The organism is Pseudomonas sp. GL-RE-29, from assembly GCF_019947275.1.
Lineage (GTDB): Bacteria > Pseudomonadota > Gammaproteobacteria > Pseudomonadales > Pseudomonadaceae > Aquipseudomonas > Aquipseudomonas fluorescens_A.
This window is the reverse complement of record NZ_JAGYGD010000001.1, coordinates 300,119-323,193: the sequence shown is the minus strand read 5'-3', so window position 1 is coordinate 323,193 and position 23,075 is coordinate 300,119. Positions and strand designations below refer to the sequence as shown.

The following is a 23,075-nucleotide window of genomic DNA, read 5'->3' as shown; positions in this document are numbered from 1 at the left end:
AAGGACAACCATGACGTTCAAGGCGCCGGACAGCCTCGCCGAGCAAATCGCTCACCACCTCGCCGAACGCATCATTCGCGGCGAAATGAAGCCCGGGGAGCGCATCCAGGAACAGAAGGTCACGCTGGCCCTCAATGTCAGTCGCGGCTCGGTCCGCGAGGCGTTGCTCATTCTTGAACGTCGCCACCTGATCGCGATCCTGCCGCGACGTGGCGCCCATGTGACCGAGCTCACCGCGCACAAGGTGCAGAGCCTGTGCACGCTGATGAGCGAGATGTACATCCTGCTCGCCAATGCCGTGGCCAATGGCTGGAAAGTCCAGGCCGACCTGGCGCCGTTCGTGCAGATTCAGCAGCGCCTGACAGCCAGTTTCGAGCGCCAGGACATTCATACCTTCGTCGACGACAGCTTCAATGTGATGCGCGCCACGTATCCGTTCGCCAACAACCCGTACTTGCAGGAAACCGTCGAAAATCTGCAGCCGGCCATGAGCCGCGCGTATTTCCTTGCCCTGGATCAGCGCAAGGCCTCGATGAGCGAGTATCTGGAACTGTTCGAGCGCTTGCTCGCCGCCGTGATTGCCCGTGACTTTGCACAGATCCGCGAAGTGCTGACCGCTTACGGCCAGCGCAGCTGCGATCTGGTGATCTCCGCCCTGACGGACGCCTGATCTTGCGGCTTAAGTGCATCAAGCTGGCGGGGTTCAAGTCCTTCGTCGATCCGACCACGGTGAACTTCCCCAGTAACATGGCGGCGGTGGTCGGGCCCAATGGTTGCGGCAAGTCGAACATCATCGACGCCGTGCGTTGGGTAATGGGCGAAAGCTCCGCCAAGAACCTGCGTGGCGAGTCGATGACCGACGTCATCTTCAACGGCTCGACCAGCCGCAAACCGGTGAGCCAGGCGAGCATCGAACTGGTGTTCGATAACTCCGACGGAACACTGCTCGGCGAATATGCCGCCTACGCGGAAATCTCCATTCGCCGCAAAGTGACCCGCGACAGCCAGACCACTTACTACCTCAACGGCACCAAATGCCGTCGTCGCGACATCACCGATATCTTCCTCGGCACCGGCCTCGGCCCGCGCAGCTACTCGATCATCGAGCAGGGCATGATCTCCAAGCTGATCGAGTCCAAGCCTGAGGATCTGCGCAATTTCATCGAAGAAGCGGCGGGGATTTCCAAGTACAAGGAGCGCCGGCGCGAGACCGAAAACCGTATTCGCCGCACCCACGAAAACCTCGCCCGCCTGACTGACCTGCGTGAAGAGCTGGAACGCCAGCTCGAACGCTTGCACCGCCAGGCCGAGGCCGCGAAGAAGTATCAGGAATACAAAGGCGAAGAACGTCAGCTCAAGGCGCAACTTTCGGCACTGCGCTGGCAGGATCTGAACGAACAGGTCGGCCAGCGCGAAGCGATCATCGGCACCCAGGAAATCAGTTTCGAAGCGCTGGTCGCCGAGCAGCGTAACGCCGATGCGAGCATCGAACGCTTGCGTGACGGGCACCACGACCTCTCCGAACGCTTCAATCTGGTGCAAGGGCGCTTCTATTCGGTCGGCGGCGACATCGCTCGGGTCGAGCAGAGCATCCAGCACGGCCAGCAGCGTTTGCGTCAGTTGCAGGACGACCTGAAAGAAGCCGAGCGTGCGCGCCTGGAAACCGAATCGCACCTGGGCCATGACCGCACGCTATTGCTGACCCTCGGCGAAGAGCTGGACATGCTCACGCCAGAGCAGGAAGTCACCAGCGCCGCCGCCGAAGAAGCCGCCGCCGCGCTGGAAGAATCCGAAACCACCATGCACGGCTGGCAGGAGCAGTGGGACACGTTCAACCTGACCGCCGCCGAACCGCGGCGTCAGGCTGAAGTCCAGCAATCGCGGATCCAGCAACTGGAAACCAGCCTGGAGCGTCTGGCTGACCGGCAGAAACGTCTTGGCGAAGAGCGCGCCTTGCTTTCGGCGGACCCGGAAGACGCAGCGATCATGGAGCTCAGCGAGCAACTCGCTGAATCCGAGGCAACCCTCGAGGATTTGCAGACCAGCGAACAAGCTCAGGTCGAAAAACTCGAGCAACTGCGCCAGCAACTGCAACACGCGCTGTCGGCGCAACAGCAGGCTCAGGGTGATTTGCAGCGTCTCAATGGTCGCCTGGCTTCGCTGGAAGCCCTGCAACAAGCTGCGCTCGATCCGGGCACTGGCACCGCCGAATGGCTGCGCGACCAGCATCTGGCGGATCGCCCGCGTCTGGCTGAAGGCCTGAAGGTTGAAGCCGGTTGGGAGCTGGCGGTGGAAACCGTGCTTGGCGCCGACCTGCAAGCGGTGCTGGTGGATGATTTCAACGATTTCGATTTGTCCGGGTTTACCCAAGGCGATCTGCGCTTGCTCAGCCCGGCTACCGATGGCGTACGTGTGCCCGGCAGCTTGCTGGACAAAGTCGAGGCGCAGATCGATCTGTCCCCATGGCTGGGGCAAGTCAAACCGGTCGACAGCCTCGAACAGGCCTTGGCTTTGCGCGGTCAATTGACTGTCGGCCAGAGCCTGATCAGTCGCGACGGCTATTGGGTCGGCCGGCACTTCCTGCGCGTGCGTCGCGCCAGCGAAGCGGAAAGCGGCATGCTCGCCCGTGGTCAGGAAATCCAGAAACTGGGCCTTGAGCGTGAAGAGCGCGAAGCGACCGTCGAAACCCTGGAAACCGAATTGCAAAACCTGCGGGCGCAACAGCGTCAGCAGGAAAACGGCCGCGAACATTTGCGTCGTTTGCTGCAAGACGAAGCGCGCCAACAAGGTGAATTGAAAGCTCAACTTTCGGCCGGCAAAGCCAAAGCCGAGCAGTTGACCTTGCGCCGCACGCGTCTTGATGAAGAGATTGAAGAACTGGGCGAGCAACGCGCGCTGGAGCACGAAAACATCGGCGAGGCGCGCCTGCAATTGCAGGAAGCCCTCGACAGCATGGCGCTGGACACCGAGCAGCGCGAGCTGCTGCTGGCCCAGCGTGACAGCTTGCGCGAGCGCTTGGACCGGGTGCGGCAGGAGGCCCGGCAACACAAGGATCACGCGCATCAATTGGCGGTGCGACTGGGTTCGCTCAAGGCTCAGCACGATTCGACGCGACAGGCGCTGGAACGTCTGGAAATGCAGTCCGAACGCCTGACCGAAAAGCGCGAGCAGTTGAGCCTTAATCTGGAGGAGGGCGAGGCACCGCTGGAAGAGCTGCGCCTGAAACTTGAAGAGTTGCTCGACAAGCGCATGACCGTCGACGAAGAACTCAAGACCGCGCAGATCGCCCTCGAAGACGCCGACCGCGAACTGCGCGAGGCCGAGAAACGTCGCACCCAGGCCGAACAGCAATCCCAGTTGATCCGCAGCCAACTCGAACAGCAACGCATGGAATGGCAAGCCCTGACCGTGCGGCGCAAGGCGTTGCAGGATCAGTTGCTCGAGGACGGTTACGACCTGCACGGCGTGCTCGCCACGCTGACCGCCGAGGCCAGCGAGAAGGCTGCTGAGGAAGAACTTGAACGCATTGCCGCGCGGATTCAGCGCCTCGGTGCGATCAACCTCGCGGCCATCGACGAATACCAGCAACAATCCGAGCGTAAACGTTATCTGGATGCGCAGAACGACGATCTGGTGGAAGCACTCGACACGCTGGAGAACGTGATTCGCAAGATCGACAAGGAAACCCGCAACCGTTTCAAAGATACCTTTGATCAGATCAATGGCGGTTTACAGGCGCTTTTCCCAAAAGTTTTCGGTGGAGGACGCGCGTATTTGGAACTGACGGGCGAAGATCTACTCGATACAGGGGTGACAATCATGGCGCAGCCGCCCGGCAAGAAGAACAGCACCATCCATTTGCTCTCCGGTGGCGAAAAAGCCCTGACTGCGTTGGCTCTGGTTTTTGCGATCTTCAAGCTGAATCCGGCACCGTTCTGCATGCTCGATGAGGTTGACGCGCCACTGGATGACGCTAACGTTGGACGCTACGCGAGGCTGGTCAAGGAGATGTCGCAGTCGGTGCAGTTCATCTATATCACCCACAACAAGATCGCCATGGAAATGGCCGATCAACTGATGGGGGTGACGATGCACGAACCGGGATGTTCGCGTCTGGTGGCGGTGGATGTCGAGGAGGCGATGGCGATGGTGGATGCCTGAGTCGGCGCTTGTAAGGCGGGTATTTTTTAGTTGTAAGACTTTTTAACCTGCCCTGACTTGCTGGCAAATCGACATAATCGCTCAAGCCTTTGTGACAGACGGTGTAAAGTTGCCTTTGGTCGTGCTAGTTTAATGTCAATTTTTCGTATACGTGGGCAAAACGCCTGTCAGAACATAGAGTTGGCGCCACGTTTTAAAGCGGTTTACAGGTTGTAAACCCCTTATTTTTCAGCATTTTTTATAGAGGCACGGGATTACATGGAAATCGGTCTGCGCGAGTGGCTGATCGTCATCGGCATTATTGTCATTGCCGGTATTCTTTTCGATGGCTGGCGCCGTATGCGCGGCGGCAAGGGAAAACTGAAGTTCCGTCTTGATAGAAATCTGTCCAACCTGCCGGACGAGGACACCAGCGCCGAGCTGTTGGGCCCGCCCCGCGTGCTGGATAACCACAAGGAACCGCAACTGGACGAGCATGATCTGCCGTCTGTGAGCATGCCTGCCCGTGAAGCCCGTGAGTCGGGTTCCAAGCGCGGCAAGCGCGGTCATGGCGAACCTTCGCAGGGCGACATGAACCTCAGCCTGGACCTGGATGGCGGCCCGAGCTTCAGCAGCCGTGACGAGGATTTCCCGGAAGACACCAAGGCTTCGCCGTCGGTTAGTGACAAAGAGCAGCCCCAAGCGGAAGAAGTGCTGGTCATCAGCGTGATCTGTCGTGACGCCGCCGGCTTCAAAGGCCCGGCGCTGTTGCAGAATATTCTGGAAAGCGGTCTGCGTTTTGGCGAAATGGACATCTTCCACCGTCACGAAAGCATGGCGGGTAACGGCGAAGTGCTGTTCTCGATGGCTAACGCGGTCAAACCTGGCGTTTTCGACCTGGACGACATCGACCACTTCAGCACCCCGGCGGTGAGTTTCTTCCTCGGTCTGCCAGGTCCGCGTCATCCGAAGCAAGCGTTCGACGTGATGGTCGCTGCGGCGCGCAAGCTGTCACAGGAGCTGAACGGCGAACTGAAGGACGACCAGCGCAGCGTGCTGACCGCGCAAACGATCGAGCATTACCGCCAGCGCATCGTCGAGTTCGAACGCCGCGCGTTGACCCAGAAGCGCTAAAGTCGCTTTTGTGGCGAGGGAGCTTGCTCCCGCTGGGTCGCGAAGCGGCCCCAAGGCCATCCGCCTCGTTGTGCCAGGTACGACGAGGTTGCAGGATTTACGACGGCTACGCCGCCGAGCGGGAGCAAGCTCCCTCGCCACAATGTCCATAGCCTTGAGCTACTGTGATTTAAAAAATTGAGCAGCCTCGGCTGCTCTTTTGCTTTATGAGAGAACACCCATGACTGCCGCCAAAAACCGCATTCTAGAGCTGCGTGCCGAGATCGATCAGCACAACTATCGCTATCACGTGATGGACGAGCCGAGTATTCCCGACGCTGAATACGATCGGTTGTTCAACGAGCTCAAGGCGCTCGAAGCCGCCAATCCCGAGCTGATCACCAGCGACTCGCCAACCCAGCGAGTGGGCAGCGCGGCGCTGTCGGCGTTCACGCAGGTGCGCCACGAAGTGCCGATGCTCAGCCTCGGTAACGCCTTTGAAGAAACCGACATGCGTGAATTCGACCGTCGCGTAACCGAAGGGCTGGATCTGCCCGCCGGCGATCTGTTCGGTGGCGGCGCGGCCGTGGAATACAGCTGCGAACCCAAACTCGACGGCCTGGCCGTGAGCCTGCTGTATCAGGACGGTGTACTGGTGCGCGGCGCCACGCGCGGCGACGGCACCACCGGCGAGGACATCAGCGTCAACGTGCGCACCGTGCGCAACATTCCACTCAAGCTGCACGGCACGGGCTGGCCGGCAACCCTGGAAGTACGCGGCGAAGTGTTCATGTCCAAGGCCGGTTTCGAGCGGCTCAACGCCTCGCAACTGGAAGTCGGCGGCAAGACGTTCGCCAACCCGCGCAACGCGGCGGCGGGCAGCTTGCGGCAGCTGGATTCGAAGATCACCGCCAATCGGCCGCTGGAGTTCTGCTGCTACGGCATCGGCCAGATTTCTGCGGATATCGCTGATACCCATATCGGCAACCTCAAGCAGCTCCAGGCCTGGGGCATGCCAATCAGCCACGAATTGAAACTGGCTCACGGCATCGACGAGTGCCTGGATTACTACCGCGACATCGGTGAACGCCGTAACGGGCTGGCCTATGAAATCGACGGCGTGGTGTTCAAGGTCAACAGCATTGCCTCCCAGCGTGAACTGGGTTTCCGCGCCCGCGAACCGCGCTGGGCCATCGCCCATAAATTCCCGGCCATGGAAGAACTTACCGAGTTGCTCGACGTGGAGTTCCAGGTCGGCCGCACCGGTGCTGTCACGCCAGTGGCGCGTCTGAAACCGGTCAAGGTGGCGGGTGTCACCGTGGCCAACGCGACGTTGCACAACATGGACGAAGTGGCACGTCTGGGGCTGATGATTGGCGACACGGTGATCATCCGCCGCGCCGGCGACGTGATTCCGCAAGTGGTGCAAGTGGTGCTTGAACGTCGCCCGGACAATGCACGTCCGGTGCAGATCCCGGAGCAGTGCCCGGTCTGTGGCTCTCACGTCGAGCGCACGCAACTGGTCAAGCGCAGCAAAGGTCGCGAGACAGTCAGCGAAGGTGCGGTGTATCGCTGTGTCGGTCGACTGGCCTGCGGTGCGCAGCTCAAGCAAGCGATTATTCACTTCGTTTCCCGCCGGGCCATGGACATCGAAGGACTCGGCGACAAAAGTGTCGAGCAACTGGTGGATGAAGGGTTGGTCAATTCGCCTGCCGATCTGTATGCCTTGAAGTTCGAGGACATCGTCGATCTCGAAGGCTTTGCCGAGCTGTCGAGCAAGAAATTGCTCAGCGCCATCGAAGACAGCAAGAAGCCGGGGTTGGCGCGCTTCATTTACGCCCTCGGGATTCCGGACGTCGGCGAAGAGACGGCCAAGGTCCTCGCACGCTCCCTGGGTTCGCTGGAGCGGGTGCAGCAGGCTTTGCCGCAAGTGCTGACGTACTTGCCGGATGTCGGGCTGGAAGTGGCGCACGAGATTCACAGCTTCTTTGAAGATGCGCATAACCAACAGGTGATCGCCGATCTGCTCAAGCACGGCTTGCAGATTCAGGATCAGGGTGAGTTGGGTGCCGAGTTCGCCGCCAGTACCACGCTGGGCGGTTTCCTCGACAAGCTGCACATTCCTTCGGTCGGGCCGGGCGGGGCGCAGAAACTCGCGGACAGGTTCGGTACGTTGCAAGGCGTGATTGGCGCCGATTGGCTGGACATGCGCCAGGCGCTGCCGGAGAAACAGGCCAATGCGGTTCGCGAGTTTTTCGCGGTCGAGGAAAACCGGCTGCTTGCTGAAGCGGCGGAAAAGCAACTGGCTGATTTCGGGATGCACTGGCAGAGCGAGAAGAAAGTCGTCGAAGGCTTGCCGTTGGCTGGTCAGACTTGGGTGCTGACCGGTTCGCTGGAGTTGATGAGTCGCGATGTGGCCAAGGACAAACTCGAGAGTCTTGGCGCCAAGGTAGCGGGCTCGGTTTCGGCCAAGACCCATTGCGTGGTGGCAGGCCCGGGTGCGGGTTCGAAGTTGACCAAGGCCAATGAGCTGGGGCTGAAGGTGCTGGATGAAGAGGCGTTTGTGCTGTTCCTGAAAGAGCACGGCATCGAAGCCTGACGCAATTCCCTGTGGCGAAGGAGCTTGCTCCCGCTGGGCTGCGAAGCAGCCCCATCCAATCACCGCATTTACCAGGCACGCCGCATGTTCTGGTTTTGCGACCGCTGCGCCGCCGAGCGGGAGCAAGCTCCCTCGCCACAAAGGGTTCTGCGTCACGAGTGTCATCTACAAAACGGAACGATCACGGCGAAGCGATGATCTAGTCTTGGCAAGCCCCAGGGAGAGATCGCCATGTACCGTTTCTTTGAGCAGCTCAGCTCGCGCATCGCCGCCCCTTTCATGGGCGAAATTTCGCGCAACAGCAAAGTCTGGTCCTGCCGTTGCGGGCAGTCGCTGTTCTTCAGCAACAGTCAGTGCCTGGCCTGTTCGGCAGCGTTGGGTTATCAACCGGAGCAGAGTCGCTTGTCCTCGCTGCAACCGGGCGCGCAACCCGATACCTGGCTGCTCGACGTCGATCCTGAATATGGTGAATTGCGCCGCTGCGCCAACCTCGATTCCCCGGCCGCCTGCAATTGGCTGCTGCCCGCCAACGATCATGATGCGCTGTGCATCGCCTGTAGCCTGAATCGCACCATTCCCGATTTGTCGATTGCGCAAAACCACGATCGCTGGCGCAAGGTGGAAACCGCCAAGCGGCGTCTGGTCGCGCAGTTGGTCAGCCTCGGATTGCAGGTCATCCCGAAAACCGTCGATGAAGACGCGGGCCTGGCCTTCGATGTCATCGGCGTCGATCTCGAAGGCAAGGCACCCACTACCGGCCACGCCAACGGCTTGATCACCCTCGACATCAAAGAGGCCGACGACGCCCATCGCGAACAAGTGCGAGTGCAGATGCGCGAACCCTATCGCACGCTGCTTGGGCATTTTCGTCATGAGGTAGGGCATTACTACTGGGACCGGTTGATCGCCAACAGTGATTGGCTGGAACCGTTTCGCGGCTTGTTCGGCGATGAGCGTGAGAGCTACGCCGAGGCTCTTGAGCGGCATTATCAGCAAGGCGCACCGCTTGACTGGCAGCAGCATTACGTCAGCGCCTACGCGACCATGCACCCTTGGGAAGACTGGGCGGAAACCTGGGCTCACTACCTGCACATGATGGACGCGGTGGACACCGCGCTCGGATTTGGCATGAGTGCCCGGGAAATGGATTTCGACTATCAACCGTTCCCGTCGAGCACGCTTTACGATCCGCAGCATCCGGGCGGCGCGGCGTTTCTGTCATTCGTCAACGCGTGGATCGAATTGGCTGGCATGCTCAATGAGCTGTCACGCAGCATGGGGCAGCCGGATTTCTATCCCTTCGTGTTGCCGCCAGCGGTGATCGCCAAGCTGCATTTCATTCACCTGGTGATTCAGCGCGAGGGCGGCAGGGCGGATGAGGTGGTAAAAGACCTGTAGGAGCTGCCGAAGGCTGCGATCTTTTTCGGTATCCCGCATGTCCTTGACGCGCCTCATATTTTTTAATCCGCCCGAACGGTTGTAAGTTCGTCTCAGATAGGTACAATGGCGCGGCTCGCCGTAAGGTGAGCGTCGTTATGGTGACCCCATCGGTCCCCCCGCAACGATTACCCGTGAACCTGGTCAGAGCCGGAAGGCAGCAGCCACAGCGGGAACATTGTGTGCCGGGGTGTGGCTGGTGGGGTTGCCTCCATAACGCACCGCGATTCCTCTGTCGCGTTATCTGATTAAAAATACTTTTATTGCACTGCCATGGATTAATCGTCCTGGGCGGTTTTTTGTCGTCTCCAAAAAAGCGGAGAAGGCCACCCCGTGGCGAGGGAGCTTGCTCCCGCAGGGTCGCGAAGCGGCCCCCAAACCAGTCTTATGCCCGGCGCTGGGCTAAGACTTGCCGCCAATATAGAGCTGAATGATGTCGTCGATCTCCCCGGACATCTTCATCCGCAGCAAGGTCCGCAGAATCCGTTGCACCGGCACCTTGGGGTCATTGCGCACATAGCAACCGACGCGCTGCTCCTGCAACACTGCCACACGTTGCAATTGCTGCTCCGGCAACAGGCGCTGATTGAACCAGTCCAGGGTCCATTGATTGCTGACGGCATAGCGATTGCGCCCGGCGTGGAGTTTTTCCAGGACCTGTTCCTGATTGCGGGCGTCGTCGCGATGGAGCTCGTTGGCATCGAACAGCGGTTGAAGGGTCGGGTAGCTATAGCCGAGCACGGTGCCGATGGACTGGTGTGACAGTTTCGCCGGTATCACCGTGGCGGGCGCGGCAGGGCGGCTGATCAGCAAATCGGGTTGCGTCCAGAGCGGGATGCTCCAGATGTAGTCGCCAGACTGGTTCGGCATCCATGACTGCGCGGCATAACAGCGCACATCGACCTCGCCGTGCTCCATGGCGTTTTGCACGCGTCCGCGAGGCAATACGTGAAATTCAGCGGGCACGCCGACCTGGGTCGCGAGGCTGAGCATTACGTCGTAGAGGATGCCTTGAGTCGGTCGGCCACGCTCAAGTTGCACCATCGGCATCGCCCAACTGTCGGGCACCACGAAGCGCAACGGCGCGTCAGCGGCCACGCCATCCAGGCTGATCAACAGCAATGCCCCCAAGGCCAGCCGCATAAACGCTCCGTTATCGATGAAACAAAAAGCCCCCAAAACGCAGCTTAGCCAGATTAGACGAGTCCACCGGATGCAATTTTGGCCTTGCTCCGCTAGCATTAGCCGCTTCTGCTTTCCAGTGGTGATGGTTTTCGATGAGTTATCAGGTTCTTGCACGTAAATGGCGTCCGCGCTCGTTCCGCGAAATGGTCGGCCAGACCCATGTGCTCAAGGCTCTGATCAATGCCTTGGACAGCCAGCGGCTGCACCACGCGTACCTGTTCACCGGTACCCGCGGGGTCGGCAAGACCACCATCGCGCGGATCATCGCCAAATGCCTGAACTGTGAAACAGGTATCACTTCGACGCCCTGTGGCGAGTGCTCGGTGTGCCGTGAGATCGATGAGGGCCGCTTCGTCGACCTGATCGAGATTGACGCCGCCAGCCGCACCAAGGTTGAAGACACCCGCGAGCTGCTCGATAACGTGCAATACGCGCCAAGCCGTGGCCGCTTCAAGGTCTACCTGATCGACGAAGTGCACATGCTCTCCAGCCATTCCTTCAATGCGCTGCTGAAAACCCTTGAAGAGCCGCCACCCTACGTCAAGTTCATCCTGGCCACCACCGACCCGCAGAAACTTCCTGCAACGATTCTCTCGCGGTGCCTGCAGTTCTCCCTGAAGAACATGACCCCGGAGCGGGTGGTCGAGCATTTGACCCACGTGCTGGGCGTCGAGAACGTGCCGTTCGAAGACGATGCACTGTGGTTGCTGGGCCGCGCCGCCGACGGATCGATGCGCGACGCTATGAGCCTGACCGACCAGGCAATTGCCTTCGGTGAAGGCAAAGTCATGGCCGCCGACGTGCGGGCGATGCTTGGCACCCTCGATCACGGACAGGTCTATGACGTTCTGCATGCGCTGATCGAAGGCGATGCCAAGGGGTTGCTCGAAGCCGTTCGTCATCTGGCCGAACAAGGCCCGGACTGGAACGGCGTGCTCTCGGAAATTCTCAACGTGCTGCATCGTGTCGCCATCGCCCAGGCCTTGCCTGAAGGCGTCGACAACGGCCACGGCGATCGTGACCGGGTGCTGGCACTGGCCCAGGCCTTGCCGGCTGAAGACGTGCAGTTCTATTACCAGATGGGCCTGATCGGTCGCCGCGATTTGCCACTGGCACCGGACCCGCGCGGTGGCTTCGAAATGGTCCTGCTGCGGATGCTCGCCTTCCGGCCCGCCGATACTGCGGATGCCCCGAGGCAACCGCTAAAGCCAGTGGGGATCAGCCAGGCCACAGTTGATTCCGCAAATTCAGTGGCTGCCGTGCGAGTTGTTGCGCCGGTAGTCGCTGCGGCAGTTACACCCGTGGTTCCTGCGCCGGTTGCGGAGGCAGTGGTTGCCGAGCCTGAGCCTGTTGCGCCGGTCGTCGTACCTGAGCCTGAGCCTGAGCCTGTGGTCGAGGCGGTCGTGGTCGAGGAGGTTGTCGACCTGCCGTGGAATGACCCGGTCGAGCCTGCGCCTGTTCAACAGCCGGCGGTCGAGCCGGTACTGGAAACCACCAGCGAACAACCCGAATTACCGCCGATGCCGTTGCCGACGCCGGACAGCGTGGTGCCGGACGCGCCGGAATGGGCCGCTGCACCAATCCCGGAACCGTCCGTGGCCGAGGTCGATGCCGCCACGCCAGGCATGGACCTGGACGACGAGCCGCCGCTGGACGAAGACTACATCGAGCCGGACATCGATTCGGCCTACAGTTACCTCGACGAACTGGCCAGCGAGCACGCCGCTGAGCCGGCGCCAGAACCCGAGCCTGAGCCCGCAGCAGCGCCGGCAACCGGTCTGGCCCTGCAATGGCTGGAGCTGTTCCCGAAACTGCCGATTTCCGGCATGACCGGCAGCATCGCCGCCAACTGCACGCTGATCGCCGTGGATGGCGACAACTGGCTGTTGCACCTGGACCCGGCCCACAGCGCCTTGTTCAACGCGACCCAGCAACGTCGTCTCAACGATGCGTTGAACCAGTTTCACGGGCGCACGCTGACCCTGAGCATGGAGCTGATCAAGCCCGAGCAGGAAACCCCGGCGCAGGCGGCGTCCCGTCGTCGTGCCGACCGTCAGCGCGAGGCTGAGGAATCGATCCACGGTGATCCGTTCATCCAGCAAATGATGCAGCAGTTCGGTGCGGTGATCCGTAACGATACTATTGAACCTGTCGAAGCCCTGGCCAGTCAGGGCTAATAACTGAAGGCGTTCGGTCGTAAGGGCCGTGCGCTGTTTTTATCCAAGTACTTTTGAGGTGATTCCCATGATGAAAGGTGGCATGGCCGGCCTGATGAAGCAGGCACAGCAGATGCAGGAAAAAATGGCCAAGATGCAGGAAGAGCTGGCCAACGCCGAAGTCACCGGTAAGGCCGGTGGCGACATGGTCACCGTGGTGATGACCGGTCGTCATGACGTCAAGCGCGTGACCATCGACCCAAGCCTGGTCGAAGGCCTGAGCGAAGACGACAAGGAAATGCTCGAAGCGGTGTTCGCGGCAGCGGTGAACGATGCCGTTCGCAAGATCGAAGCCAACAGCCAGGACAAAATGTCCGGCATGACCGCTGGCATGCAACTGCCACCGGGTATGAAACTGCCATTCTGATTCGCCTTCAGGCGGCAGATGAGCTACAAAAAAATGCCAGGCATCGCGCCTGGCATTTTTGTTTCTGGCTATCGGTAATGTGATGACTGTCAGGCCGCCTTCGCGAGCAGGCTCGCACAGTTGAACGCATTCCAGTGCGGAGCGAGCCTGCTCGCGATGAAGTCCACTCGGTCGTATGGTAGAAACATCGAACGCGAAATCGCCACAAAGGTCTGCTCCCTATATCCCCGAATTCACCCATTCAAGGAGACGCTGACATGTCCGACCCCATGACCCTCAACCAACGCATCGTCCTGGCCTCCCGTCCGGTAGGCGCACCGACGCCGGAGAATTTCCGCCTGGAACGCGTGGCGCTGCCCGAACTGGCCGACGGTCAGGTGTTGCTCAAGACCCTTTTTCTGTCGCTGGACCCCTACATGCGCGGGCGCATGAGTGACGCGCCGTCCTACGCGGCCCCAGTGGAAATCGGCGGGGTGATGACCGGTGGCGCTGTCAGCCGGGTCGAACGCTCGTTGCATCCCAAGTTTCAGGAAGGTGACCTGGTGGTCGGCTCGACTGGCTGGCAGAGCCACAGCATCAATGACGGTCGCAGCATCATCCCGGTGCCGTCGGGCCTGCCGAGCCCGTCAATGGCCTTGGGCGTGCTCGGCATGCCGGGCATGACCGCGTACATGGGCTTGATGGACATCGGCCAGCCGAAGTCCGGCGAGACCCTGGTGGTCGCCGCAGCATCCGGCGCAGTGGGTTCGGTGGTCGGGCAAGTGGCGAAGATCAAGGGCCTGCGCGTGGTAGGCGTGGCCGGTGGTGCGGACAAGTGCCGTTATGTGATCGAAGAGCTGGGCTTCGATGCCTGCGTCGACCACAAGAGCCCGGACTTCGCCGATGAACTGGCCAAGGCGTGCCCCAAAGGCATCGACATCTATTTCGAAAACGTCGGCGGCAAGGTATTCGATGGCGTGCTGCCGTTGCTCAATCCCAAGGCACGTATTCCGCTGTGTGGCCTGATTGCGTCCTACAACGCAACCGAAGCGCCGAGTGGGCCGGATCGCCTGCCGCAATTGCAACGCACTCTGCTGACCAAACGTGTGCGGATTCAGGGCTTCATCGTGTTTGACGACTATGGTGACCGTCAGCCGGAATTCGTCAGCGCCATGGCGCCGTGGGTGCGTGATGGCAAGGTTAAGTTCCGCGAAGACGTGGTCGATGGCCTGGAGAACGCGCCCGAAGCATTCATTGGTCTGCTGGAAGGACGCAACTTCGGCAAACTGGTGATTCGGGTCGCCCGGGACTGACTAATCGACGCTGCTATTTGACGCTAATCAGAGGCGCGGGTATAAACCGCGTCTCGTTGTTTTGTCGGACTTTTTCCCCATGAGCTTCAGCCCTTTGATTCGCCAACTGATCGATGCCCTGCGCGTTTTGCCAGGCGTGGGTCAGAAAACCGCCCAGCGCATGGCGTTGCAGTTGCTCGAGCGTGATCGCAGCGGCGGCTCGCGACTGGCGCAGGCCCTAAGCCAGGCCATGGATGGGGTCGGTCACTGCCGTTTGTGCCGCACGCTGACCGAAGATGACCTCTGCCCGCAATGCGCCGATACCCGGCGCGACGACACGTTGCTGTGTGTGGTGGAAGGGCCGATGGATGTCTACGCCGTGGAGCAGACCGGGTTCCGCGGGCGGTACTTCGTGCTCAAAGGCCACTTGTCGCCGCTCGACGGGCTGGGGCCGGAAGCGATCGGCATCCCGCAATTGATGGCGCGGATCGAAGAGGCGGGCACCTTTGCTGAAGTCATTCTCGCCACCAACCCGACCGTGGAAGGCGAAGCCACCGCGCACTACATCGCCCAATTGCTCAGCAGCAAAGGCCTGATCGCTTCGCGCATCGCCCATGGCGTGCCGTTGGGCGGCGAGCTGGAGTTGGTCGATGGCGGGACGTTGGCGCATTCGTTTGCGGGGCGTAAGCCGATTTCGCTGTAACAGCAAAAGATCGCAGCCTTCGGCAGCTCCTACAGGGATAGGTGTTTTTCTGTAGGAGCTGCCGAAGGCTGCGATCTTTTGATATTCAATCTCTCTCTTGTAAAACCAAGTAATCGTGGCGTCTGCACAGACGCCATCGCCACCAAGCCTGCGATCTGTAGGAGCCGGCTTGCTGGCGATGCAGACACCTCGATCCCCCTGATTCAAACAATCCTGTTGAAAACCAAGCAAGCGCTCGGTTAACGTCGCTGAACCCTTCAGTGGAGTTCGCCGATGCCTGCCTTTCAGGAATACTTCGATCCCAGCCACCAATTGGTCCGCGACAGCGTCAGACGTTTCGTCGAGCGCGAGATTCTTCCGGACATTGATCAGTGGGAAGAAGCTGAAAGCTTTCCCCGCGAGCTCTACCTCAAGGCCGGTGCGGCGGGAATCCTCGGCATCGGCTACCCGGAGCAATACGGTGGCAGCCACGAAGGCGATCTGTTCGCCAAGGTCGCTGCCAGCGAAGAGTTGATGCGCTGTGGCTCTGGAGGCCTGGTGGCGGGGCTGGGGTCGCTGGATATCGGCTTGCCGCCGATTCTCAAATGGGCCAGGCCGGACGTCCGAGATCGGGTTGTGCCACAGGTGTTGTCCGGTGAGAAAATCAGTGCCTTGGCCGTTACCGAACCCGGCGGTGGTTCCGACGTCGCCAACCTGCAAACCCGCGCCGTGCGTGACGGTGATGTTTACCGGGTCAGCGGCAGTAAAACCTTTATCACCAGTGGCGTACGCGCGGATTTCTACACCGTCGCGGTGCGTACCGGCGAGCCGGGTTTCGCCGGCATCAGCCTGTTAATGATCGAGAAGGGCACGCCCGGTTTCACCGTGGGACGGCAACTGAAGAAAATGGGTTGGTGGGCGTCGGACACCGCCGAATTGTTCTTCGATAATTGCCGTGTGCCTGTAGGCAATCTGATTGGCAGCGAAAACATGGGGTTCGCCTGCATCATGGGTAACTTCCAGAGCGAACGCCTGGCTTTGGCGCTGATGGCCAACATGACCGCACAGCTGGCGCTGGAGGAAAGCCTGAAATGGGCGCGGGAGCGTGAAGCCTTCGGCAAACCCATCGGCAAGTTCCAGGTGATCAAGCATCGCCTCGCCGAGATGGCTACCGAGCTGGAAGTCTCAAGGGAATTTACCTATCGGCAAGCGGCGAAAATGGCGGTGGGGCAGAGTGTGATCAAGGAGATTTCCATGGCCAAGAATTTTGCCACTGACACGGCTGACCGGATTACTAACGATGCGGTGCAGATATTGGGCGGGATGGGTTACATGCGTGAGAGTCTGGTGGAGCGGTTGTATCGGGATAACCGGATTCTTTCGATCGGTGGCGGGACTCGGGAAGTGATGAACGAGATCATCAGCAAGCAGATGGGGCTGTAGTTGGTGGTGCGGCGAATGACGCCATCGCTGGCAAGCCAGCTCCCACAGGTATCTGAGCCGTGCAAAAATCCTGAGCATGGCAAAGAACCCTGTGGGAGCTGGCTTGCCAGCGATGGCGTCAGTACAGCCGCCTCTTACTTATCGGTAAGGGCAAACTGCGTCAGGCAAAAAGTCGGAATCCCCATATCTTCCAGACGCTGCGAACCACCCAGCTCCGGCAAATCAATAATCGCCGCCGCTTCATGAACCCGCGCGCCCATGCGCCGAATCAGGTTCGCTGCCGCAATCAAGGTGCCACCTGTAGCGATCAGGTCATCAAACATCACCACCGAGTCGCCTTCGCACAGGCTGTCGGCGTGGACTTCGAGAAAGGCTTCGCCGTATTCAGTCGCATAGCCCTCGGCCAGGACGTCGGCCGGCAGCTTGCCTTGCTTGCGGAACAACACCAGTGGCTTGTTCAACTGATAGGCGAGCACCGAGCCAATCAGGAAGCCACGGGCATCCATGGCGCCGATGTGGGTGAAGTCAGCTTCGACGTAACGATGGGCAAAGCTGTCCATCACCAGGCGCAGGGCCGTGGGCGACTGGAAGAGCGGGGTGATGTCGCGAAAAATCACGCCCGGTTTCGGGAAGTCGATCACGGGGCGAATGAGGGATTTGATGTCGAAGGAATCGAAGACCATCGTCGAGGTGTCCTGGCAGGCTGCAAACGACACAGTATAACGGCGGCTGAACCGTTTCGCTCAGCCGCGCTCGTCCGAATCAGACTTCTAGCGAGCCACCGGCCAGGGCGCAGAGCTGAATCGGGTCGAGGATACGGATTTCCTTGCCCTCGGCAGCGATCAGTTCGTTCTGTTGGAAGCGCGTGAACACCCGCGATACGGTTTCCACCGCCAGGCCCAGGTAGTTGCCGATTTCGTTGCGCGACATGCTCAGGCGAAACTGATTGGCCGAGAAGCCTCGGGCGCGGAAGCGTGCCGACAGGTTGACCAGGAAGGTGGCAATGCGCTCGTCGGCGGTTTTTTTCGACAGCAGCAACATCATCTGTTGATCATCACGAATCTCACGGCTCATCACCCGCATCAATTGACGGCGCAACTGCGGTAATTGCAGGGCCAGTTCGTCGAGGCGTTCGAAAGGAATTTCGCAGACCGACGTGGTTTCCAGCGCTTGCGCCGACACTGGATGTTTTTCAGTGTCCATGCCCGACAGGCCGACCAGTTCACTCGGCAGGTGGAAACCGGTCAATTGCTCTTCGCCAGCATCGCTCAGGTTGAATGTTTTCAGGGCGCCGGAGCGTACTGCGTAAACGGAATCGAACGTGTCGCCCTGGCGGAACAGGAATTCGCCTTTTTTCAGCGGGCGTCCACGTTTGACGATGTCGTCCAGCGCATCCATGTCTTCCAGGTTCAGCGAAAGTGGCAAACACAGTGGGGCCAGGCTGCAATCCTTGCAATGGGCCTGAGTATGAGCGCGCAATTTTACTGGCTCGGACATTTCTTCAATCCTTGTGGGAAAACACACATAAGACGTAAGGGTAACCCACCAGAGGACATTGAGGCCAGCGCACGGCGGATTTGCCGCAAGTCTAGATCACTCGGGAGAACCGTTGGCGACTGTGTTGCTCCAGGTACGCATCAAACACCATGCATACCGATCGCACCAACAAGCGTCCCGCTGGCAGCACAGTGATTTTTTCGCCATCCAGTTCGATCAGGCCATCCTTGGCCATGCCCTGCAATTGCGGCCAAAGTTCGCCGAAATAGCCTTGGAAATCGATATTGAACGCGTGTTCGATCAGGGCGAATTCCAGGCTGAAATTGCAGATCAGCTGCTGAATCACCGCACGCCGCAGACGATCATCCGCGTTGCACAGCAGGCCACGGCTGGTGGCCAGTTGCGCCGTGGCCAGCGTGCTCTGGTATTGATTGAGGTCGCTGCTGTTCTGGCAGTACAAGTCACCGATCTGACTGATCGCCGACACGCCCAGGCCGATCAAATCGCAATGCCCGTGAGTGGTGTAGCCCTGGAAATTACGTTGCAGGGTCGATTCTTCCTGGGCAATCGCCAGTTCATCGTCCGGCAAGGCGAAGTGGTCCATGCCGATGTAGCGGTAACCGGCGGCGGTCAGTTGTTCGATGGTGCGCTGCAGCATTTCCAGTTTTTGCGCCGGTGTCGGCAGTTCGTCGCTGTTGATCCGCCGCTGCGGCATGAAGCGTTCTGGCAGGTGCGCGTAGTTGAACACCGAGAGCCGGTCCGGTTGCAGGCGGATGACTTCATCGACGGTGCGGGCGAAATTCTCCGGGGTCTGTTTCGGTAAGCCGTAGATCAGGTCGATGTTGATCGAGCGAAATTGCAGGGTGCGCGCGGCGTCGATCACCGCGCGGGTTTCTTCCAGGCTTTGCAGGCGGTTGACCGCGCGCTGCACCGCTGGATCGAGGTCTTGCAGGCCGATGCTGACCCGATTGAAACCCAGTTCGCGCAGTAGGCCCATGGTCGACCAGTCGGCTTCGCGTGGGTCGATTTCGATGCCGTAGTCGCCAGAATCGTCGTCCAGCAAGTTGAAGTGTTTGCGCAGGTGCGCCATCAACTGACGCAGTTCGTCGTGGCTGAGAAATGTTGGCGTGCCGCCGCCAAAGTGCAGTTGCTCGACTTTCTGCGTCGGGTCGAGATGGCAGGCGATCAACTGGATTTCCTGTTCCAGGCGCTGCAAATAAGGCTGGGCGCGGCCGCGATCCTTGGTGATGACTTTGTTGCAGGCGCAGTAGTAGCAAATGTTCGCGCAGAACGGCACGTGCACATACAGCGACAATGGGCGCAGGGCCTTGCGGCTGTCGCGCAGGGCGTGGAACAGGTCGAAGGTGCCGACCTGGCTGTTGAATTGCACGGCGGTCGGATAGGAGGTGTAGCGCGGTCCCGCCAGGTCATAACGGCGGATCAGATCGGTGTCCCAACGAATGGCGTCGAGCATCATGCGGGCGTTCCCCCGGATAGGCTGGCAGTGTCGGCCAGTCTAGGGGGCGCGCTGTTGGGGCATCTTGATTTGCGTCAAGGGTAAAAGGTGGTCGTGATCGGATTTTGTGGCGAGGGAGCTTGCTCCCGCTGGACTGCGTAGCAGGCCCCTGCTTTTTTGAAGGGCAGGGGGCCGCTTCGCGCCCCAGCGGGAGCAAGCTCCCTCGCCACAGTTCAGTGGCCCATCAACCAATGCTGATGCGGCCCCGGCAAAGTCCAGATTCCAAACAACATCACCAGCAATCCACCCGCCATGCGCACGCTACGCCTACGCAAAACTGCCGTCACCCGCTCAGCCGCAAGACCCGTTGCGAGTAACACCGGCCACGTGCCCAACCCAAACGCCAACATCAACAACGCACTGTCCAGTGCATTGCCCTGACTGGCCGACCACAACAACGTGCTGTAAACCAGACCACACGGCAACCAGCCCCAAAGCCCACCCAACAACAGCGCACGCGGAACACTCGACACGGGCAGCAGTTTGTTGGCGATCGGCTGGATATGCCGCCACAGCCCGCGACCGAGGCTTTCGATGCGCGTCAAACCGCTCCACCAACCGGCCAGGTACAGGCCCATGGCGATCAGCAGCAATCCGGCGAGGACTCGCATGAACATCGCCGCCGGGCTGTTGGCGACCGCCCAGCCCGCCAGGCCGATCAACAGTCCAGCGGTGGCATAGCTGAGAATTCGCCCGAGGTTGTAGGCCAGCAAAAGGCGAAAGCGCCGGCTACGTTGTTCCTTGGGAATCGCCAGGGTCAGCGCGCCCATCAAGCCGCCGCACATGCCCAGGCAATGGCCGCCACCGAGCAGACCGAGAATCACCGCAGACACCAACAGTGGCGCCAATTCAAACATCGGGCGGCGCCTTGTCGTCGGGTTTGGGCGGATGGCCGCTGGCTTCGTCGACTGCCGCGGTGTGGTTCGGGTCCTGGTCGTCGAACAGGATGCTGTGGGCCGGGCCGTCGAGGTCATCGTACTGACCGCTGTCGACGGCCCAGAAGAAGATGAAGATGGCGATGGCCACGATCAGCAGCGCGGCCGGGATCATCACGTAGAGAGCTGGCATCTGGACTCCATGCCCGCGCGGCTCAGGCCGGCAGCGGGCGGGTTTCTGGCGTGGTGCTGGCGATAGGCGCGCTCGGCAGGCGAGTCAGGCGCAGCGCGTTCAGCACCACGGTCAACGAACTGATGGACATGCCGACCGCGGCCCATACCGGGGTGATCCAGCCGAGAGCGGCGAACGGCAACATGAGGCCATTGTACAGCCCGGCCCATAGCAGGTTCTCGATGATTACGCGGCGCGTGCGCCGGGCCAGGCTGAAGGCTTGCACCAGGGCGTCGAGGCGATTGGACAGCAGCACCGCATCGGCGCTGGTTTTCGCCAGGTCGGTGGCCGAACCCATGGCCACGCTGATGTCGGCGGCGGCCAGCACCGGCACATCGTTGACCCCGTCACCGAGCATCAGCACCTTGCGACCTTCCTTGTGCAGCTGTTGCAGCACTTGCAACTTGTCGTCCGGGCGTAAACCGCCACGGGCTTCGTCAATGCCGAGTTCGGCCGCAACACTGGCAACCATCGGCGAGCTGTCGCCGGACAGTAACAACGTGCGCCAGCCGCGCGCCTTGCAGGCCGCCAGCAGGGCAGGGGCGTCGGCGCGCAGGCGGTCGTCGAGAACGAACCACGCCAGTGGCCCTTGGCGATCGCCGAGCAGCAGCCATTGCCCGGCTTCATCCGGCATTGATGGCATGGCGGCGCCACTGAGTTCGCAGACAAAACCCGGTTGCCCGATGCGCAAGCGCTGTTCGCCAACCAACCCTTCGAGGCCAAGCCCCGGCGTGCTGTGCACTTCTTCAGCGGCCAATGGTGCGCGGCCAAAAGCGCGAGCAATTGGGTGTTCGGAGCGATTCTCCAGGGCGGCGGCGAGGCTCAGGCATTGATCGCTGTTCAGGGCGCCGAGGGGGCGGATCGAGCGCAGAGCGAGGCGGCCTTCGGTGAGCGTGCCGGTCTTGTCGAAAATCACCGTGTCGATCTGGTTCAGGCCTTCCAGCACATGGCCGCGAGTCAGCAGCAGGCCGAGTTTGTGCAGGGTGCCGGTGGCGGCGGTAAGGGCGGTCGGTGTGGCCAGGGACAAAGCGCACGGACAGGTCGCGACGAGCATTGCCAGCACAATCCAGAAGGCTCGCGACGAATCCAGTTCCCACCAGAGCAGACCGATGGCGGCGGCGGCGACCAGCGACAGCAGCAGGAACCATTGCGCGGCGCGGTCGGCGATTTCTGCCAGTCGTGGTTTTTCGGCCTGGGCGCGATCCAGCAAACGGACGATGGCTGAAAGCCGGGTGTCCTGACCGAGGGCCATGACCTCGACGGTCAGCGCGCCTTCAACGTTCAGGGTGCCGGCGGTGACGGGGTCGCCCGGGGTGCGTGGTTGCGGCAGATACTCGCCGGTCAGCAGCGACTCGTCGATGCTCGATTGGCCGTCGAGGATTTTTCCGTCCGCCGGGAGGATGGCGCCCGGATGCACGAGCACTTGATCGCCGACGTGCAATTCGCTGAGCAGGATTCGTTCGCTCTGACCATCAGCACTCAGGCGCAGGCACGAAGCGGGTAACAGATTGACCAGTTGTGCGGTGGCGGCGGCGGTGCGTTCGCGGGCGCGGCGCTCCAAGTAACGCCCGGCCAGCAGGAACAGCGCGAACATGCCAACGGCGTCGAAATACAGCTCACCGACCCCGGTGATCGAGGTCCAGATCCCGGCAATGTAGGCACTGCCAATGGCCAGCGACACCGAGACGTCCATGGTCAGGTGGCGGGTGCGCAGATCGCGCATGGCGCCCTTGAAGAACGGCGCGCAGCTGTAGAACACGATCGGCGTGGTGAGGAACAGCGCGACCCAGCGCAGGATCGTGTGCAGTTCGGGGCTGAGGTCGATGTTGAATTCCGGCCAGGTGGCCATGGTCGCCATCATTGCCTGGAACCACAGCAACCCGGCCACGCCGAGCTGGCGTAGGGCCAGGCGGTTTTCGCTGGCCAGTTGTTCGCTGGCGCGGTCGGTTTGATAGGGGTGGGCGGCATAGCCGATGTGGCGCAGTTCGCTGAGGACGCGGCTCAGCGGCAGTTGCGCATCGGCCCAACGCACGTGCAGGCGATGATTGGACAGGTTCAGCCGTGCTTCGGCCACTGCCGGCAAGGCACGCAGGTGTTTCTCGATCAGCCAGCCGCACGCGGCGCAACTGATGCCCTCCATCAACAGTGTGGTTTCGGCGAGTTCGCCGTCGTGGCGGACGAAGGGTTGTTGCACGTCGGCGCGGTCGTACAGCGCCATTTCATCGACCAACTGCACCGGCAACGCTTCGGGGTTGGCTGACGATTCGCTGCGATGCTGGTAGTAACTTTCCAAACCGCCGGCGACTATCGCTTCGGCCACGGCCTGGCAACCCGGGCAGCAGAACTCGCGGGTGGCCCCGAGGACGGCAGCGGTGAAGCGGCTGCCGGCCGGGACGGGCAGGGCGCAGTGGTAGCAGGAGAGTGGAGTGGTCATGTGTGTTGCCATGAAAACCATTGTGGCGAGGGAGCTTGCTCCCGCTCGACTGCGCAGCAGTCGCAAGT

17 protein-coding genes and 1 other RNA gene are annotated in these 23,075 nt (G+C 60.8%); 11 read left to right on the top strand and 7 right to left on the bottom strand.

What is annotated here, in order from left to right; genetic code table 11:
• Positions 1–10 precede the first annotated feature (10 nt).
• The 6 genes from KGB21_RS01515 (at position 11) to ffs (ending at position 9,494) form a co-directional block, all read left to right on the top strand.
• On the top strand, positions 11–670 hold the full coding sequence (locus KGB21_RS01515; RefSeq protein ID WP_034147945.1) for a GntR family transcriptional regulator: 660 nt from the start codon (positions 11–13) through the stop codon (positions 668–670).
• Between the two features lie 2 nt (positions 671–672).
• Complete coding sequence (smc, locus tag KGB21_RS01510; protein WP_223503233.1) at positions 673–4,161, top strand: chromosome segregation protein SMC; 3,489 nt, start codon at positions 673–675, stop codon at positions 4,159–4,161.
• A 258-nt stretch (positions 4,162–4,419) separates the two neighbouring features.
• A complete protein-coding gene (gene zipA / locus KGB21_RS01505) occupies positions 4,420–5,274 on the top strand; it encodes a cell division protein ZipA (protein WP_034147943.1) in 855 nt (284 codons plus the stop codon).
• A gap of 220 nt (positions 5,275–5,494) precedes the next feature.
• Positions 5,495–7,852, top strand: a complete 2,358-nt coding sequence (gene ligA, locus KGB21_RS01500; protein WP_223503231.1) for an NAD-dependent DNA ligase LigA — start codon at positions 5,495–5,497, stop codon at positions 7,850–7,852.
• 231 nt (positions 7,853–8,083) lie between these two features.
• Positions 8,084–9,250 carry a putative zinc-binding metallopeptidase gene (locus KGB21_RS01495; protein WP_223503229.1) on the top strand — a complete coding sequence of 389 codons (1,167 nt, stop codon included), beginning with the start codon at positions 8,084–8,086 and terminating at the stop codon, positions 9,248–9,250.
• A 147-nt stretch (positions 9,251–9,397) separates the two neighbouring features.
• Positions 9,398–9,494, top strand: an RNA gene (ffs, locus tag KGB21_RS01490) — signal recognition particle sRNA small type.
• A gap of 197 nt (positions 9,495–9,691) precedes the next feature.
• Here the strand turns inward: ffs and KGB21_RS01485 are convergent.
• Positions 9,692–10,432 (bottom strand): substrate-binding periplasmic protein, encoded by a 741-nt coding sequence (locus tag KGB21_RS01485; RefSeq protein WP_223503227.1) that lies wholly within the window; start codon positions 10,430–10,432, stop codon positions 9,692–9,694.
• A gap of 134 nt (positions 10,433–10,566) precedes the next feature.
• On the opposite strand from KGB21_RS01485, the gene dnaX reads away from it, so the two are divergent.
• From dnaX to KGB21_RS01460, 5 genes are all read left to right on the top strand, one after another.
• Positions 10,567–12,651 (top strand): DNA polymerase III subunit gamma/tau, encoded by a 2,085-nt coding sequence (gene dnaX / locus KGB21_RS01480; RefSeq protein WP_223503225.1) that lies wholly within the window; start codon positions 10,567–10,569, stop codon positions 12,649–12,651.
• 67 nt (positions 12,652–12,718) lie between these two features.
• Positions 12,719–13,057, top strand: a complete 339-nt coding sequence (locus KGB21_RS01475) for a YbaB/EbfC family nucleoid-associated protein (RefSeq protein ID WP_008028561.1) — start codon at positions 12,719–12,721, stop codon at positions 13,055–13,057.
• Between the two features lie 257 nt (positions 13,058–13,314).
• On the top strand, positions 13,315–14,349 hold the full coding sequence (locus KGB21_RS01470) for an NADP-dependent oxidoreductase (protein WP_223503223.1): 1,035 nt from the start codon (positions 13,315–13,317) through the stop codon (positions 14,347–14,349).
• Positions 14,350–14,428: 79 nt separating this feature from the next.
• Positions 14,429–15,031, top strand: coding sequence for a recombination mediator RecR (gene recR, locus KGB21_RS01465; protein WP_034147929.1), 603 nt, complete (start codon positions 14,429–14,431; stop codon positions 15,029–15,031).
• 273 nt (positions 15,032–15,304) lie between these two features.
• Complete coding sequence (locus KGB21_RS01460; protein ID WP_034147928.1) at positions 15,305–16,453, top strand: acyl-CoA dehydrogenase family protein; 1,149 nt, start codon at positions 15,305–15,307, stop codon at positions 16,451–16,453.
• A gap of 134 nt (positions 16,454–16,587) precedes the next feature.
• On the opposite strand, the gene KGB21_RS01455 is transcribed toward KGB21_RS01460, so the two are convergent.
• The 6 genes from KGB21_RS01455 to KGB21_RS01430 form a co-directional block, all read right to left on the bottom strand.
• Positions 16,588–17,136 carry an adenine phosphoribosyltransferase gene (locus tag KGB21_RS01455; protein WP_027921719.1) on the bottom strand — a complete coding sequence of 183 codons (549 nt, stop codon included), beginning with the start codon at positions 17,134–17,136 and terminating at the stop codon, positions 16,588–16,590.
• A 79-nt stretch (positions 17,137–17,215) separates the two neighbouring features.
• Positions 17,216–17,950, bottom strand: a complete 735-nt coding sequence (fnr, locus tag KGB21_RS01450) for a fumarate/nitrate reduction transcriptional regulator Fnr (protein WP_034147927.1) — start codon at positions 17,948–17,950, stop codon at positions 17,216–17,218.
• Positions 17,951–18,041: 91 nt separating this feature from the next.
• Entirely contained in the window at positions 18,042–19,424 is a 1,383-nt protein-coding gene (gene hemN / locus KGB21_RS01445; protein WP_223503286.1) for an oxygen-independent coproporphyrinogen III oxidase, read from the bottom strand.
• A 215-nt stretch (positions 19,425–19,639) separates the two neighbouring features.
• Positions 19,640–20,323: a sulfite exporter TauE/SafE family protein gene (locus KGB21_RS01440; protein WP_034147926.1), complete on the bottom strand. Its 684-nt coding sequence runs from the start codon at positions 20,321–20,323 to the stop codon at positions 19,640–19,642.
• On the bottom strand, positions 20,316–20,534 hold the full coding sequence (gene ccoS / locus KGB21_RS01435) for a cbb3-type cytochrome oxidase assembly protein CcoS (RefSeq protein ID WP_223503221.1): 219 nt from the start codon (positions 20,532–20,534) through the stop codon (positions 20,316–20,318). The genes KGB21_RS01440 and ccoS overlap by 8 nt, the downstream gene beginning before the upstream one ends.
• A gap of 22 nt (positions 20,535–20,556) precedes the next feature.
• Positions 20,557–23,007, bottom strand: coding sequence for a heavy metal translocating P-type ATPase (locus KGB21_RS01430; protein WP_223503219.1), 2,451 nt, complete (start codon positions 23,005–23,007; stop codon positions 20,557–20,559).
• Between the last annotated feature and the right edge of the window lie 68 nt (positions 23,008–23,075).